The 15,667-nt window shown below is 42.4% G+C and carries 12 protein-coding genes; 5 read left to right on the top strand and 7 right to left on the bottom strand.

What is annotated here, in order from left to right; translation table 11 throughout:
* Nucleotides 1-206: 206 nt before the first annotated feature.
* Entirely contained in the window at nt 207-1,844 is a 1,638-nt protein-coding gene (locus MF4640_RS16290) for a long-chain-fatty-acid--CoA ligase (RefSeq protein WP_078390264.1), read from the bottom strand.
* A gap of 602 nt (nt 1,845-2,446) precedes the next feature.
* Here MF4640_RS16290 and MF4640_RS16300 point away from each other — a divergent pair.
* A complete protein-coding gene (locus tag MF4640_RS16300; protein ID WP_078390266.1) occupies nt 2,447-2,683 on the top strand; it encodes a hypothetical protein in 237 nt (78 codons plus the stop codon).
* Between the two features lie 67 nt (nt 2,684-2,750).
* On the opposite strand, the gene bioB is transcribed toward MF4640_RS16300, so the two are convergent.
* Both bioB and queG read right to left on the bottom strand, forming a co-directional pair.
* Entirely contained in the window at nt 2,751-3,740 is a 990-nt protein-coding gene (gene bioB, locus MF4640_RS16305) for a biotin synthase BioB (protein ID WP_004981788.1), read from the bottom strand.
* 301 nt (nt 3,741-4,041) lie between these two features.
* On the bottom strand, nt 4,042-5,136 hold the full coding sequence (gene queG / locus MF4640_RS16310; RefSeq protein WP_078390273.1) for a tRNA epoxyqueuosine(34) reductase QueG: 1,095 nt from the start codon (nt 5,134-5,136) through the stop codon (nt 4,042-4,044).
* Between the two features lie 22 nt (nt 5,137-5,158).
* Here queG and MF4640_RS16315 point away from each other — a divergent pair, with 22 nt between their 5' ends.
* Entirely contained in the window at nt 5,159-6,628 is a 1,470-nt protein-coding gene (locus MF4640_RS16315) for an NAD(P)H-hydrate dehydratase (protein WP_078390267.1), read from the top strand.
* Nucleotides 6,625-6,903, top strand: coding sequence for an acylphosphatase (locus tag MF4640_RS16320; RefSeq protein WP_078390268.1), 279 nt, complete (start codon nt 6,625-6,627; stop codon nt 6,901-6,903). The genes MF4640_RS16315 and MF4640_RS16320 overlap by 4 nt, the downstream gene beginning before the upstream one ends.
* Before the next feature lie 67 nt (nt 6,904-6,970).
* Here MF4640_RS16320 and slyD read toward each other — a convergent pair whose 3' ends face one another.
* The 3 genes from slyD to MF4640_RS16335 all read right to left on the bottom strand — a co-directional run bounded on the left by slyD (nt 6,971) and on the right by MF4640_RS16335 (nt 10,329).
* Nucleotides 6,971-7,453, bottom strand: a complete 483-nt coding sequence (slyD, locus tag MF4640_RS16325) for a peptidylprolyl isomerase (RefSeq protein WP_004696728.1) — start codon at nt 7,451-7,453, stop codon at nt 6,971-6,973.
* A gap of 139 nt (nt 7,454-7,592) precedes the next feature.
* The gene (locus MF4640_RS16330) at nt 7,593-8,894 is read right to left on the bottom strand and encodes an NAD(P)/FAD-dependent oxidoreductase (RefSeq protein WP_078390269.1); all 1,302 of its coding nucleotides are present in this window, start codon (nt 8,892-8,894) and stop codon (nt 7,593-7,595) included.
* 124 nt (nt 8,895-9,018) lie between these two features.
* On the bottom strand, nt 9,019-10,329 hold the full coding sequence (locus MF4640_RS16335) for a D-alanyl-D-alanine carboxypeptidase PBP6B (protein ID WP_078390270.1): 1,311 nt from the start codon (nt 10,327-10,329) through the stop codon (nt 9,019-9,021).
* A 179-nt stretch (nt 10,330-10,508) separates the two neighbouring features.
* Here MF4640_RS16335 and MF4640_RS16340 point away from each other — a divergent pair, with 179 nt between their 5' ends.
* A complete protein-coding gene (locus MF4640_RS16340; protein WP_078390271.1) occupies nt 10,509-12,212 on the top strand; it encodes a M61 family metallopeptidase in 1,704 nt (567 codons plus the stop codon).
* Nucleotides 12,213-12,293: 81 nt separating this feature from the next.
* Here MF4640_RS16340 and uraH read toward each other — a convergent pair whose 3' ends face one another.
* A complete protein-coding gene (gene uraH, locus MF4640_RS16345) occupies nt 12,294-12,692 on the bottom strand; it encodes a hydroxyisourate hydrolase (protein WP_078390272.1) in 399 nt (132 codons plus the stop codon).
* A gap of 514 nt (nt 12,693-13,206) precedes the next feature.
* Here uraH and MF4640_RS16350 point away from each other — a divergent pair.
* Nucleotides 13,207-15,438 carry an NADP-dependent isocitrate dehydrogenase gene (locus tag MF4640_RS16350; protein ID WP_004696733.1) on the top strand — a complete coding sequence of 744 codons (2,232 nt, stop codon included), beginning with the start codon at nt 13,207-13,209 and terminating at the stop codon, nt 15,436-15,438.
* Nucleotides 15,439-15,667 lie beyond the last annotated feature (229 nt).

Genomic DNA, 15,667 nt, shown 5'->3' on the forward strand with positions numbered 1-15,667 from the left:
TTTATAAGTAATTTGCCCTTTTTCTACTTCATGTACAACCATCATTTTAAAGGCAAAGCTATAATCACCTTGTGTACGTTTAACTCTTTGTTCTCGTTCATGTTCCATAAAATAAGCCTCTTAAAGGTGTAAACTTATTTCAGGACGGGACATCCGAACATAAAGAAAAGCCTGAGCATAAGATCAGGCTTTTCTTTTAAACAATGTTAAACAGAATTTTGTTCTAGTAGTACTTGGCCATATTGGGCGCGGAGTTCACGTTTTAGCATTTTACCCGTACCGCTCAGTTGAATGCTATCGACAAAAATCACACGGTCAGGGATCTGCCATTTCGCAATTTTGTCGGTATAGTAGTCTAAGACACCTTGTTCAGTGACCGTGCTATCAGGTTTCTTCACAGCGATGACAATAGGACGTTCATCCCATTTTGGATGTTCGGCTGCAATAACGGCTGCCATAAGAATGTCTGAATGTCCCATCGCAAGGTTTTCAAGTTCAACTGATGAAATCCATTCGCCGCCAGACTTGATCAGATCTTTAGAGCGGTCACTGATGCATAAGAAGCCATCCTCATCTAAGGTTGCAATATCACCTGTGTCAAACCAGCCATCGGTCGTGAGTGCAGATTCATCTTTACCAAAGTAGCTATCAATAATCCAGTGCCCTTTAATTTGTAGATTTCCAATCTGCTCACCATCGCGGGCAATTTCATGGCTGCCTTTTTCTTCATCGGTAAGACGTAAATCCACGCCAAAAGGCGGACGGCCTTGTGATAAGCGCAGCTGGAAACGCTCTTGTTCAGAGAGCTGTTGATGTTTGGCTTTAAGTTGGTTGGCAGAACCGAGTGGACTTGTTTCGGTCATACCCCATGCATGAATGGTGTCGCAGTTATAGTCATTTTTAAAGGCCGCTAACATGGATGGTGGACATGCAGAACCACCGACAACGTTACGGTTCATACTTGCCAGTTGACTGCCTGTTTGTTTGGCTGCTGCCAGTAAACCTTGCCAAATGGTGGGTACACCCAAAGCCACAGTGACTTTATAGGCGTCAATCATGTTCACTAAACTTGGCCCATCTAAGCCTGGCCCAGGCAATACAACGGTACAACCGACCATAGCCGCTGCATAAGGCGTACCCCAAGCATTGACATGGAACATGGGCACTACAGGCAACATAATGTCATTTGCAGACAGATTGAGAGAATCGGGTAGGCTGATGGCAAAACTATGCAAAATGGTGGAGCGGTGGCTATATAGCACACCTTTTGGATTTCCAGTTGTGCCTGAGGTATAGCACAAAGAGCTTGCGGCTTGCTCATCAAAGCTTGGCCATGTGAACTGTTCAGACTGTTTGCTGACCAAGTCATCATAAAATTTTACATCGGCAATTTTTTCTGCAATAGCGTCATCTGCGGCATCTAAACAAATAAAGTGCTCTACATGGGGTAAATGTGCTTTTACTGCAGCAATAAGTGGCGCAAAGGTTTTATCAAATAACACCACGCGGTCTTGGGCATCATTGATAATAAAAATCAGTTGTTCTGGAAATAAACGTGGGTTGATAGTATGGCAAATATAACCACTGCCAGAGATCGCATACCAAGATTCTAGGTGACGATGGTTGTTCCATGCGATGGTCGCCACGCGGTCACTTTGCGAAAGCCCTAAATCTTTGAGTACATTGGCAAATCGCTTAGAATTGGCTGCGACTTTGGCCCAGTTGGTTTCAGTGATACTGCCGTCCGTATTTTTAGAAATAATAGCTGTATCCGCATGGTAGCGTTCTGCGTGATTAATAAGATTGCTAATTAATAGCGGTTGAAACATCATACGTCCAAGCATGTATAAATATCCTTATAGTTGCTTTTTATCAAACTCTTTATTGGTTGCTCGAAACATCTGTTTTAAGCATTGATTGTATTTTTATCCTAGCTTGATCCAAATTTAAATCAAGCATTGTTTCATTCTCAGCCGCATTTTTAACAGCGATGTGAGGTAGAACGACAAGTAAATAAAAAGCATCATTTAAAAAAGTAAATGACCATTTATCACTTTATGTTGTTATTCGACAAAAGGCACTTGAAATTTATAAAAAGTATGTTTAAAACTGTGTATAGCTCATAAGATATCAGTTGTGGGTATTTCAGGAAGATATACCTATTTTAAGAAGCGAATTTTTAAAAAATCACTTACAGGAGTTAAAAATGCTTCAGTTGTTTAAAAAATTATTTTGCATCCACGTTTATGAATATGAACAAATGACTGAAATAGGGGAGCATATGGAATGCCGAAAGTGCGGTAATTCTAAAACTGACTAATCATCTTAAGGAAAAGTGAGCGTAGGCTCACTTTTTAATGCCTGTATTTTTTTATGGCTTAGTTCGACTGAATTGACGCAGAACGGCTTACAATAGCTGAATAACAGTGTTTAGCGTATACAGATAATGACTAAAAATTTTCAAGCACAGACTTATATTGTCGATGATAATCTGAGTGATACCTTAAGCTGGTTGTGTCAGCATCAAGAGTGTTTTGATTCTTTTCACTATGACGCGATTTGCCAAACCTTAACGGTACGCCATGCCAATGGTGAAGATGAGATCTTCCAAGGTGATTATCTGAATGCCAGTTATGGTATTTTAATTACTGCACATAATTTTGCTCAGTCGCCTGAAGGTTAAATAGATAGACATTAAAAAAGCCCCATACTGAATAAGGAGCTTTTTTATGCTTAGTAAATCTTGGGAATTAGCTTGCCATGGCATCTAGGCTAAGGTCTGCCACCGTTGGTTTTGGCTTTTCTGCTACTAAACCTAATTTGGTGAACAGTTGACGGTCCTTACCTTCGCCTGCATTTGGTGTGGTCAGTAGTTTCTCACCTGAGAACAACGAATTTGCACCCGCCATAAATGCAAGTGCTTGGTCTGAGTCAGAAAGTGCTTCACGACCCGCAGATAGGCGGATATAGCTGTGCGGCATGATAATGCGCGCAACAGCAATGGTACGAATCCATTCCGTCACATCGAGTTTTTCAACATCTGCCAGTGGTGTGCCTTCAATTGGAACCAACATGTTGATTGGCACAGATTCTGGGTGAATTGGCATCGTTGCAAGTTCTTGCAATAAACCAATACGGTCTTCTTTCTTTTCACCTAGACCAACAATACCACCGCTACACACTTTCATGCCTGCTTGACGGACATATTCTAAGGTATTTAAACGGTCGTCAAAGGTACGTGTACTAATAATATGTGAATAATACTCGCGTGAAGTGTCGAGGTTATGGTTGTAATAATCTAAACCTGCATCTTTTAAACGCCCAGCTTGAGACTCATTCAGCATCCCTAAAGTCATGCAAGTCTCTAAACCAAGTGCTTTCACCTCTTTAACCATTTCTAGTACATAAGGCATGTCACGTTCATGTGGGTTACGCCAAGCCGCGCCCATACAAAAACGGGATGAGCCTGAGGCTAAAGCTTCTTTAGCTTCTGAAATCACTTTGTCTACAGCAATTCGCTTTTCGGCTTCAAGTTTTGAGTCATAACGTGCTGACTGAGAGCAGTACTTACAGTCTTCAGGACATTTTCCTGTTTTAATTGACAATAAAGTACTGACTTGAATGGTGTTGGCTTGGAAATGTTGGCGATGTACGGTCTGCGCTTGAAAGACGAGATCAAGAAAGGGCTGATCATACAAAGCTTCGATTTCTTCACGCGTCCAATCATTGCGTAGGTTCATAATGGCGATCCATTTTTAATTCTAACTTGTATACATCATACATTTAACGTGCCAACTTAAAAGGCATTATTGCTCAGTTTTAATAGTATCTCCCGATTATGTTTTTAATTTTATCTTTTTATGAGATTGTAAAAATAGTTGCAAAGTTGAGCGTTTTTTCGGAAATTTGGCCGCAAAATTCTATTTATTTGGATTTTGAGTTACACTGAAAATGCAGCTAAATAGATAAAATAAATAAAATTATGCAAGCAAATGGCTGTTTGATTGAACTTTTATTGATTGAGTCTGTTTGAAGCAAGTTTTAGTGCTTTTTCATCAGCTGCTCTTGGATGGCCCAGTCAATATGGACTTGCACAATATCGTTAAGCTCTGGGCGAGAAGCTTGTAATTGCTGCAATATTTCATCTGAAAATGGTGCATTACCTAGACCAATCGCGACGTTACGCATAAAGCTTTGGTAGCCTGTACGACGTAGGGGACTCCCTTCTGTATTTGCCATAAAGTTGTTTTCATCCCATTGCCAAAGGTCAATCAGTTGAATGTCATCCAAGCTATGACGCGGGTTAAAATCATCAATTGGTGTGGTTTTGGCAAAGCTATTCCACGGGCAAATGAGCTGGCAGTCATCGCAACCAAACACACGGTTACCAATACCGCGGCGTAGTTCTTCAGGAATAATGCCTTGAAACTCAATAGTTAAATAGGCAATGCATTTACGCGCATCTAATAAATAAGGCTCAACAATGGCTTGGGTCGGGCAAATATCAATACACGCGCTACATGAACCACAGTGTTTGGTGGTGGCTTGGTCAAAAGGTAGCTCTAAAGAGGTAAAGAGCTCGCCCAAAACAAAAAATGAGCCTGATGTTTTATGAATGAGTAAGGTGTGTTTACCGACCCAGCCCATGCCCGCATTTTCAGCCAATGATTTTTCAAAAATGGGTGCCGAGTCTGCAAAGGGGCGAGATTCAAAATCGCCAACTTTGGCTTTGATTTTCTGAGAAAGGGTCTTTAAACGCCCACGCATGACTTTGTGATAGTCACGTCCGCGTGCATAACGCGCAATGATGGCGCTATTTGGTGCAAAAGGCACAAGACGTGGTTCAGGAACGGCTACCAAATAATCCATACGCACACAAATAATACTTTTGGTGCCCGGAACAAGCAGTGTTGGATCTGCGCGTTTTTCTAAGTTTTCAGCAAGAAAATGCATGTCACCATGATAACCAAGTTCTAAATATTTTTTAAAACGCGGCAATTCAACTTGAGCATCTGGTTTGGCGATGACACAATCAGAAAATCCCAAAGCCAGTGCTTCAGCTTTAATCCAAGCCTTAAGCTGCTCTGGATCATATTGATCTACAGGGATTTTTGAGGAAGATGTGGATGTTGTCATAACCAAGAACAAAGGAAAAATCATGCATCAGCAAGTGTACCACAGCAGTGAGATTCAAGCATGGGAAGGACGTTGGTTCGCGCAGCAAAATAGCGCTTATGGGCTGATGCAACAAGTCGCATGGGCAACAACTGAACATATGCTGCCTAGGCTTAAACAGCAGCAAGTCAAAAGCGTTGCGGTGTGTTGTGGTCAAGGCAACAATGCAGGTGATGGTTACTTGATTGCATCGTATCTAGCCGCGCATGGCTATGATGTTGAAATTTATGCAGCAGCTTTGGGAGAATCTACTTCACTGCAACAAGCACATGCAGCAGCTGTGCAACAGGGGATAATGATTCATAGCGGTTTTGCTTTTGAACACTCCCATGATGCGTATATTGATGCTTTGTTTGGCATTGGGTTAAACCGTGAACTCAGTTCAGACTGGCAGGCGGTTATTCGACAGATCAATAGACAAACAGGTTTAAAAATTGCGGTTGATATTCCAAGTGGTTTGCAGGCCAACACGGGGCAAGCTTTACCTTGTGCAGTTGTCGCCGATTATACCTTTACGGCTCTGGGCTTAAAGGCGGGTTTATTTACTGGGCAGGGTAAAGCTTATGCAGGAGTCGTTGAGCTTATTTCGGTACTTCCTGTAGACAATGCTTTAAAACCTTTAGCTTCGCTTGCTCCACAGCATGTGCAGCTTGTACCGCGTCAAGCCTTTGGGCATAAAGGAAGTTATGGGCATGTACTGGTGATTGGGGGACATGCACAGATGGGCGGTGCGGTGATGTTAGCCGCTGAAGCTGCCTTTCACGCGGGTGCTGGCAAGGTGACGGTGGTGTGTGATGCAAAACACCATACTGCGATTTTATCCCGTGCACCGAATATTATGCTGCGCGATATTAACCAAATGTCGCTCCAAGAGCGTGAAGCATTGGTGGCACATGTGGATGCAGTCAGTTTTGGTATGGGCTTGGGAAGAAACTCGTGGGCTCAGCAGCAGTTTGATGCATGGTTTCCACTCATTCAAAACAGTGCTTTACAGGTGGTATTGGATGCGGATGCTTTATGGTTTTTGGCTGAAAAGCCAGTAAAACTCGGTGAGCAGGTGTACGCAACACCGCATCCTGGGGAGGCCGCAACTTTGCTCGGTATCAGTACCTCAGTGGTGGAGTCCGACCGTATTGCAGTTATTTATGCCTTACAAGAAAAATATGCAGGACAATGGGTGCTTAAGGGCTCAGGAAGCTTGATTTTAGATACGCAACTTTGGATTTGTACCGCAGGTAATCCAGGGATGGGAACAGGTGGAATGGGTGATATATTGGCAGGCATGATTGCCAGTTTAAAAGCACAGTTGCAAGATGATATTGCTTTACATCAAATTGTGACCTTACATGCCCAAGCAGGTGACCTTTTGGCTCAGCAAGGTGAACGTGGTTTACAAGCACAGCAAATGAGTCAGGCTATTTATACGGTCGTGAACCGAGAGCATACAGTATGAAAGCAGTAAAACTGACCATATCGGGAAAAGTTCAGGGTGTTGGATATCGACGCTGGTTTGCACAATATGCTGTTGCTTTAGGTTTAAAGGGTTATGTACAGAACCTAGCTTCAGGTGCAGTTGAAGCACTGCTTTTGGGGGATGATGGTATGGTTGCCGAACTGGTAAATCGTGCTAAAGTCGGGCCAACTCATGCGGTAGTCACGGATGTGGTCATCGTAGAACTGGCTTCAGAACAGCAAAGATTTACAGATTTTCAAATACGTCGCGAATGATCAAGTATGCAAAAATAAAAAAAGGGCGAAAGTTTAACTTTCGCCCTTTTTTCTAAGATGTTAAATCTTAGTGGTGGTGACCACCAGCACCGTGCGCATGGCCGTGCTGTAATTCTTCTTCAGTTGCATCGCGGATTTCTACGATTTCAACTTCGAAAGTTAAGTCTTGACCAGCAAGTGGGAAGTTAGCATCAACAATTACGTTTTCGCCTTCAACTGCTTTTACAGTTACGATTTGAACGCCATCATCAGTTTGAGCTTGGAACTGCATACCCGCTTGGATGTTGTCTACGCCTTGGAACATTTGCGCTGGAACTTCTTGAACGAGTTCAGGGTTGTATTCGCCATAACCTTCAGCAGCAGGAACAGTAACAGTGAATTTTTCACCTACAGTTTTGCCTAGCAATGCATTTTCTAAACCTGGGATGATGTTACCTGCGCCGTGCAAATATGCAAGTGGTTCACCTTGTGATTGGTCTAGCGTTTCGCCTTCAGCGTTAGTCAATTTGTAGTTGAAAGAAACCACGTGATCATTTGCGATAGCAGTCATGTTTTTCGTCCATTCATTTAGAATTTAAGGGGTATATCATAAAGTGAAAAGCAGCTTTTGTAGACTAAATTTAGCAAAAAAACTGCATTTTCCACGTTCTTATGGCGTTTTTTTATTAGTGGGGACGCATTTTTAGATTTCAATGCAATTTTATTTTCGGACCGACTTTTTTATTCATCAGGTCTTTTGCGGTCATCAGCCCAGCTTGGGTATAGCCATGTAAGGTGGCCTGATGGAGTCGATATAAAGAAACATACATGGTTTTTGCCAGCACGCCTTGCACATTGACTTGGCCCAGGAGTTCGCCCACAGCTTTGTATTGACTGAGGGAAACCAAAGAGCCTTTGTCAGAAAATTTAAACATCGGCAAAGACTGACCACGAATGCGCGCTTTGAGCGCTCGAAGCAAAAAGGCTGCTTGTTGGCTGGCCACTTGAGCACGTGGGCCAAGGACTGGTTCATCGGCCGCGGGCTGGCAGTGAGCACAATCGCCAAAGGCAAAAATGTTGGGGTCGGAACGGGTTTGCAAAGTTGCATAGACTTTAAGACGTCCAATCGCATCTTTTTCAAAGCCTTCAAGCGCATTTAAAACGACAGGCGCTTTGATGCCTGCCGCCCAAACTTTTAGATCGGCATCGATTTGTGAGCCGTCAGCAAAATAGACATGGTCTTTGTCTAACTTGGCAACACGGTGATGGGTGAGGACTTCAACGCCAAGTTTTTCCAATTGGGTATGTGTGTGATTTGCCATTTTGGTGGATAGGGCGGGAAGAATACGATCCGCTGCTTCAATCAAGGTCACTTTGACTTTGTTTGGGTCAATTTTATTGAGACCGTATTTAAAAAAGGTACTTTTCGCATGGATCAATTCGGCTGCAAGCTCGACCCCTGTGGCACCTGCACCAATAATCGCAATATTGAGTGCGCGTGTTTCGGGGCGGTTTTGTGCATCCAAATACAAATGTAGAAGGTCTTGCTGGAAAATTTCAGCTTGCTGGCGACTGTCGAGGAAATGGCAGTAATGTTTAGCACCTTCGGTCGAAAAGTCGTTAGAGGTCGAACCGACTGCTAGGACTAAGGTGTCGTAGTTGAGTTCAAACTGCGTGGTTTCCGTGTTTTGTTTGGCATATTGGCGTGCTTCAAGTTTTACATTTTTATGTTCTTGATCTAAGCCGACAAAACGACCCAAAACAAACTCATAATGATGCTTAGAAGCATGTGCAAAATAATTAATTTCTTCAACACTTGGGTTGAGTGTACCTGCCGCAATTTCGTGGAGTAAGGGTTTCCAGATGTGGGTGAGGTTTTGATCGACGAGGGTGATTTTAACCCAGTTGGATTTTGCGAAGCTGTCACCGAGTTGCGTTGCTAACTCTAGACCACCAGCACCACCGCCAATAATAACAATATGGTGTGGCACTTGTTCTGTTTGTACAGCCATATGAAGCAACCTATTTATTATTAAAAAAAGAAGATGACATTGAATATGCCATCTTCTTGATTTATTGATAATTAGATTGTCTTACAAGTTACATAAAGTATAAAACTCGGGATACTGCTCGAACTTAACCGAGTGTATAGGTTTTTACTTTAGGTTCATCGCTTGATAAAAATGGAAACAAGCCTTTGAACCAAAACATTAGACGCTGGAAAATATTGGCTTCTTCAATTTGTACATCTTCTTCAATGGTGAACGTTTGAATGAGCTGATTGTTTTGATAGACCTGCACTTTCGCCAGTTGCATCACTTCAGCCAGCGGAGCGGTCAGCTTGTTTTGCAACACTTCAATATTGAAATGCGTTTTTGTGGACTCTAATGGATCAATGCGTTGAAGAGTGCCATTGCCTGTATTGAGCATAATGCGTTGGTTGGTCTGGTCAAAGGCATGTAAGTCAATGGCATATGGTTGATCGTACAATGATGTGGTCACAATTTTCGGTTGCTTACTTTCCACTTTAAACATTTTCAATGTCGATTTGACTACAGGCAGTTCTGCGATAATTTGCTTATCTTTCAGCGCAACTTCGTTACGAGTATAGGTATAAGACAAATTCATCAGGTTGTGTGCAACTTCAGCGCGTTTTGCTGCACTTTCTGTACCCAAAACGATGACCACCAAACGACGGTTTGGATTATCTGGATTCATGGTCGGGCGGTTTGCTGTCAGCGCTAAATTGTATCCCGCTGCTTTGGTATAACCTGTTTTTAAGCCATCTACCGTTGGGTCTTGTTTTAACAGAACATTGGTTGCACGGTGAAAGCGTTGGTTATAGCTAAAACTTTGCTGTTTTGAATAGTATAAATAGTCTGGCGTTTCATTCACCAAGGCTTGACCTAATAGCGCTAAATCATGTGCAGTCGAATAGTGCTCTGGCATGGTGATACCCGCAGGGTTTTGGAAATGCGTTTCAGTCATTCCCAGTGCTTTGGCTTCTTGGTTCATTCGTGCAACAAAGTTTGGAATATCACCTGAGATGCGTTCCGCTAAAGTCACTGCTGCATCGTTGGCAGACATGACCACTAAACCCGCTAGAAGCTGATCCACAGAAATCTGTTCACCTTGTTTTAAGTACATTTGGGACTCATCCCACATCACAGTACTGACCACAGGTGTTGCGGTAAGAATTTCGCTCTTATTGAGCTTCCCTGCATTAATTTCTTTGAGTGCAATATAAGCCACCATCATTTTGGTGAGCGAAGCGGGCGCACGTTGAACATGACTATTATGCTCTGCAATGACTTGCCCCGATTGGCTGTCAAAAACTGTCCAAGCTTGAGCTTCAACTGTTTCAGGAACAATGTTGAGCAATGCCGCTTGAGTGAAACTTGAACATAAGGCGAAGAGTGTAGCGATGAAGTAGATGACAGCTTTCAATGAAATTCCCTAACCAAGCCATTCCGTGACTTTTAAACTTAAAACAGCTGCAAATGCTATGCCTTTTTTACTTCAATGACCAGTCAAAAATGCAGACAAATGTGACTGTGACGCAAAACTGGCGTAAATAATGCTAAGCTAAGTTATAACTCATTTCATTTTATTTTGTATCGCCCATTATGTTGCATTATCAGATCGAATTTGACGATTATCGTCAACACCTTATACACGTGACTTTACGTTTTGTAGCAGACCCAACACAGGTACTTTCATTACCGACTTGGATTCCGGGTAGTTACCTCATTCGCGAGTTTTCAAAGCATATTGAATCGGTTCGTGCTTATGATGAAGAAGGGCGTTTGTTAGAAATTCAAAAATTTGAAAAGAATAAATGGCGTCTTTTTAATACTGACCATGAACTGATTACGGTTGAGTATGATGTCTATGCCTATGATCTGTCTGTGCGTGGTGCGTATGTAGATCAAACCCGTTTATATGTAAACCTCGCATGTGCTTGCTTAGGTTTGGAGGGTCAAGAGGACAAAGCAGTTGAAGTTGAAGTGTTCCTTCCTGATGAACTAAAACACTTCCAGTTGGCCACTGGTATGGCTTCAAAAAGCCTCGTTAAAGGTCGTTTTACCTTAAAAGCCAAAAACTATGCTGAGCTGATTGATGCGCCATTTGAGTTGGCAGAACAGACGCGTTTTGGTTTTGAAGCCAATGGTATTCCGCATGAGTTTGTGGTGTCAGGTAAACATGCCATGAATGCTGCACGTATGCAGCAAGACATTGAAAAAATCTGTGCAACAGAAATTTCAATGTTTGGCTCAGCGCCATTTTCAAACTACACCTTTATGACGATGGCTACAGCAAATAGTTATGGTGGTTTGGAGCACCCAAATTCAACAAGCTTGATTAGTCCACGTGAAGACTTACCAAAAGCCAATGAGCCTGAAGAGCCGTCTGAAGACTATCAACGTTTCTTAGGTTTATGTAGCCATGAATACTTCCACTCATGGTTGGTCAAGTTCATTCGCCCTGAGAACTTTGTCAATTATGATCTAAATAAAGAAGGCTATACCTCTTTGCTTTGGATTTTTGAAGGTTTCACGTCTTATTATGATGACTTGATTTTGCTGCGTAGTGGTGTGATTTCCCAAGCCTCATATATCAAACTACTCAAAACTCAGATTGATCGCTATTTGCAAAATCCGGGTCGTTTTGTTCAGTCTGTGTCTGAGTCTAGCTTCGATGCATGGGTGAAATTTTACCGTCAGGATGAAAACTCGAACAATGCAGGCACCAGCTATTACAACAAAGGCTGTTTGGTTGCACTATGCCTAGACTTAGGTTTGCGCTTACGTGGTTCAAGTCTAGATGCACTTATGCGTAAACTTTATGAAAATGCACAAAAAGGCATACAAGTACATGAGCGTACGATTGTTGAGTTGTGTAATGAACTGACGGGTGATAACTGGATTGAGCAAGTCAATCACTTAATTAATACCACAGATGAGTTGCCGCTGGATCAACTTTTCCCTGAATTTGGTTTAAGTTATAGCCTGAAAAATGACAAGTCATTACCGTTAGGTTTAAAGCTTGTAGATAAGCCAGAAGGTGTATTGGTGCAAAGCGCACGTCGTGATGGCGCTGCGGCTCAAGCTGGCCTTTCTGCCCATGATGTGATCATTGCGATTGATGGTCTCAAAGCAACGGTGAAACTGATAGAAAAGTATGCCAAGCAAGAGGGCTCGTATAGCATATTGGCATTCCGCCGTGATGAGTTGATGAGCTTTGACGTAAAAGCTGCTGGCTCAGAGCTGACTGAAGTGGAATTGAAAGTCGAAGATCAAGCGAAAGCAGAGAAGTGGTTCAAGGCTTAGTCCCTAAGCCACTTGATTTGATTCTGTACAGACAAAAACCGATGCTTAGGCATCGGTTTTTTATGTGCTTATTTATGTGCATTAACTACCACGGTAAGTGGAATAGCCATATTGGCTAATTAATAGAGGAATATGGTAATGATCCAATGAGCCATCAATTACAAATACCACGGGCACTTCTGGAAAGAATGAGCGCTGATTTTTTTGGCGAAACCAATCACCCGTTTTAAAGGTAACTTTGTATACACCTTTTTGTAAGGTCGTATCTTTGGGATATAAATCATTGATTCGACCTTGGTCATCGGTCGTACTTGAGCTGATTTCTGTCCATTTATCATTTTGTTGGGCTTCAGGTGTCACTTTGACATTGGCAGAAGGGAGACCATTTTCCAAATTCAGCACATGGACACTCAATGGATTTTGAGCAAAACACCAAGAAGAAAAACCAAGTCCAATGAGCGGAAGCAGCATTTTTAGCATTGAATTGACCCTTACCGTTGCAGGAAAAAGATTCAGTTTAACCAACCCTATAAAAAACATAGGTTTAAAAATGTAAAAATGGAGGAGTACGAGTACATGGTTTATTTATCAATATTTAAGCTGCGGCATTTTGGATTGCTTTGCCGATTTAAATTTAGCGCTGAGAAAAGTCATTCTGATGCATGTAGGGCTATAAGACTATAAAAAGGATTTGAAGACTGTATTATGTGAAAAGTATCTGTTGTTGTGGTTTAAATGAGGTAAATAACACATTTCGCTAAAAAATTTGTCTATTTGCTAAGCAAAAGCTAAAGCCTTGTGGAAAGACGTGATTTTGAAAAACGAAGGCTGTAGTGGTATTTTCTGGCGAAATGTCGTTATCACTGGATATTACGTTGACTGTAAAGCCCTGAGGGACGATACTTTCAGGGTTTTATTCAAGCACATCGGTTCGCAGGGGTTGAGCCAGAAGCTCATCACCCTAAAAAACTCAATCTAACGCAAGGGGCTATATATGGCTGGTGGAAAGTCAACCATCATTTACACACTGACCGACGAGGCGCCATTGCTAGCGACTTATTCGCTACTGCCGATCATTGAGACCTTTACTAAACCTGCTGGTGTAGAGATCGTTAAAACTGATATCTCTGTTGCCGCACGTGTTCTCGCAGAATTCTCTGAATACCTAAAAGAAGAGCAAAAAGTCCCAGACAATCTTGCAGAACTAGGTCGTCTTACCCAAGATCCAGATACTAATATCATCAAACTCCCGAATATTAGTGCCTCTGTTGCTCAGTTAACAGCATGTATCAAAGAGCTTCAATCAAAAGGCTACGCGATTCCTGACTATCCTGAAAACCCAACCACTGAAGACGAAAAAGCGCTTAAAGCACGCTATGGCAAATGTCTTGGTTCAGCTGTAAACCCTGTATTGCGTGAAGGTAACTCTGACCGTCGTGCACCAGCTGCAGTGAAAAACTATGCGAAAAAACACCCGCACTCTATGAGCGAGTGGAAGCAATGGTCTCAAACTCACGTTTCTCACATGGATGAAGGCGACTTCTACCACGGTGAAAAGTCGATGACTTTAGACCGTGCACGTAATGTGAAAATGGAACTCATCACCAAGTCTGGTGAAACGATTGTTCTGAAGTCAAAAGTTGCACTTCAAGACGGCGAAATCATCGACTCAATGTTCATGAGCAAGAAAGCGCTTTGCGATTTCTATGAAAAAGAACTTGATGATTGTAAAGAAGCGGGCATTTTGTTCTCTTTACACGTTAAAGCAACCATGATGAAAGTTTCACACCCGATCGTTTTCGGTCACTGTGTGAAAATTTACTACAAAGATGCTTTTGAAAAACACGGTAAATTGTTCGATGAGCTAGGTATTAACGTAAACAACGGTATGGCTGGTCTTTACGAGAAGATCGCAACTTTACCGACATCTTTACGTGAAGAAATCATCGAAGACTTACATGCTTGCCAAGAACACCGTCCTGCACTTGCAATGGTTGATTCGGCGAAAGGCATCACAAACTTCCATTCACCAAACGATGTAATTGTAGATGCTTCAATGCCTGCAATGATCCGTGGTGGCGGTAAAATGTGGGGTGCTGACGGCAAACCTTACGACTGTAAAGCAGTAATGCCTGAGTCAACTTTCGCACGTATTTACCAAGAAATGATCAATTTCTGTAAGTGGAATGGTAACTTTGACCCACGTACGATGGGTACTGTGCCTAACGTTGGTTTGATGGCGCAAAAAGCTGAAGAATACGGTTCGCACGACAAAACTTTCGAAATGTCTGAAGCGGGTGTTGCAAACATCACTGACCTAGAAACTGGCGAAGTGTTAATGACTCAAAATGTTGAGGAAGGCGACATCTGGCGTATGTGTCAGGTGAAAGATGCACCGATTCAAGATTGGGTAAAACTTGCAGTAAACCGTGCTCGTAACTCGGGTATGCCAGCAATCTTCTGGTTAGACCCATACCGTCCGCACGAAAATGAAGTGATCAAGAAAGTACAAAAATACTTGAAAGACCACGACACTGCTGGTTTAGACATTCAGATCATGTCTCAAGTACGTGCAATGCGTTATACACTTGAACGTGTAGCGCGTGGCCTAGATACGATTTCTGTAACGGGTAACATTTTACGTGACTACCTGACTGACTTGTTCCCAATTATGGAATTGGGTACTTCAGCGAAAATGTTGTCTATCGTTCCGTTAATGGCGGGCGGTGGTATGTACGAAACTGGTGCGGGTGGTTCAGCTCCTAAACACGTACAACAGCTTGTTGAAGAAAACCACTTACGTTGGGATTCTTTAGGGGAGTTCTTGGCGCTTGCTGTTTCTTTAGAAGAGCTAGGTATTAAAGAAGATAACGCTCAGGCGAAACTTCTTGCGAAGACTTTAGACCAAGCGACTGGCAAATTACTTGATAACGACAAGTCCCCATCACGTCGTACTGGCGAGTTAGATAACCGTGGCAGCCACTTCTATTTAGCCAAGTTCTGGGCTGAAGCGCTTACTGCACAAGATGAAGATGCTGAGTTGAAAGCGAAGTTTGCTCCACTTGCGAAAGCACTTGCTGAAAACGAAGACAAGATCATTGCTGAACTTGCTCAAGTTCAAGGTCAAGCTGCTGACATCGGTGGTTACTATGCTGTAGATACAGCTAAAGTAAATGCTGTAATGCGTCCAAGCGAGACTTTGAACGCTGCACTTGAAGCGATCTAAGTCCAAACTAAATTGGTAAATTTACCGATGAAGTGAAAAAAGCCGATCATGAGATCGGCTTTTATTTTTTATAAGGTTGTCCCGTCCTGAAATAAGTTTACACCTTTAAGAGGCTTATTTTATGGAACATGAACGAGAACAAAGAGTTAAACGTACACAAGGTGATTATAGCTTTGCCTTTAAAATGATGGTTGTACATGAAGTAGAAAAAGGGCAAATTACTTATAAA

It is taken from the genome of Acinetobacter sp. MF4640, from assembly GCF_002018895.1.
In the GTDB taxonomy this organism is placed as follows: domain Bacteria; phylum Pseudomonadota; class Gammaproteobacteria; order Pseudomonadales; family Moraxellaceae; genus Acinetobacter; species Acinetobacter johnsonii.

What these genes read in the sequence shown, in the direction of transcription:
- bioB (WP_004981788.1), bottom strand. Translation starts at nt 3,740, where the DNA reads ATGAACCTACGCAATGATTGGACGCGTGAAGAAATCGAAGCTTTGTAT.
- MF4640_RS16340 (WP_078390271.1), top strand. Translation starts at nt 10,509, where the DNA reads ATGTTGCATTATCAGATCGAATTTGACGATTATCGTCAACACCTTATA.
- MF4640_RS16290 (WP_078390264.1), bottom strand. Translation starts at nt 1,844, where the DNA reads ATGCTTGGACGTATGATGTTTCAACCGCTATTAATTAGCAATCTTATT.
- uraH (WP_078390272.1), bottom strand. Translation starts at nt 12,692, where the DNA reads ATGCTAAAAATGCTGCTTCCGCTCATTGGACTTGGTTTTTCTTCTTGG.
- slyD (WP_004696728.1), bottom strand. Translation starts at nt 7,453, where the DNA reads ATGACTGCTATCGCAAATGATCACGTGGTTTCTTTCAACTACAAATTG.
- MF4640_RS16350 (WP_004696733.1), top strand. Translation starts at nt 13,207, where the DNA reads ATGGCTGGTGGAAAGTCAACCATCATTTACACACTGACCGACGAGGCG.
- MF4640_RS16330 (WP_078390269.1), bottom strand. Translation starts at nt 8,894, where the DNA reads ATGGCTGTACAAACAGAACAAGTGCCACACCATATTGTTATTATTGGC.
- MF4640_RS16320 (WP_078390268.1), top strand. Translation starts at nt 6,625, where the DNA reads ATGAAAGCAGTAAAACTGACCATATCGGGAAAAGTTCAGGGTGTTGGA.
- queG (WP_078390273.1), bottom strand. Translation starts at nt 5,136, where the DNA reads ATGACAACATCCACATCTTCCTCAAAAATCCCTGTAGATCAATATGAT.
- MF4640_RS16315 (WP_078390267.1), top strand. Translation starts at nt 5,159, where the DNA reads ATGCATCAGCAAGTGTACCACAGCAGTGAGATTCAAGCATGGGAAGGA.
- MF4640_RS16300 (WP_078390266.1), top strand. Translation starts at nt 2,447, where the DNA reads ATGACTAAAAATTTTCAAGCACAGACTTATATTGTCGATGATAATCTG.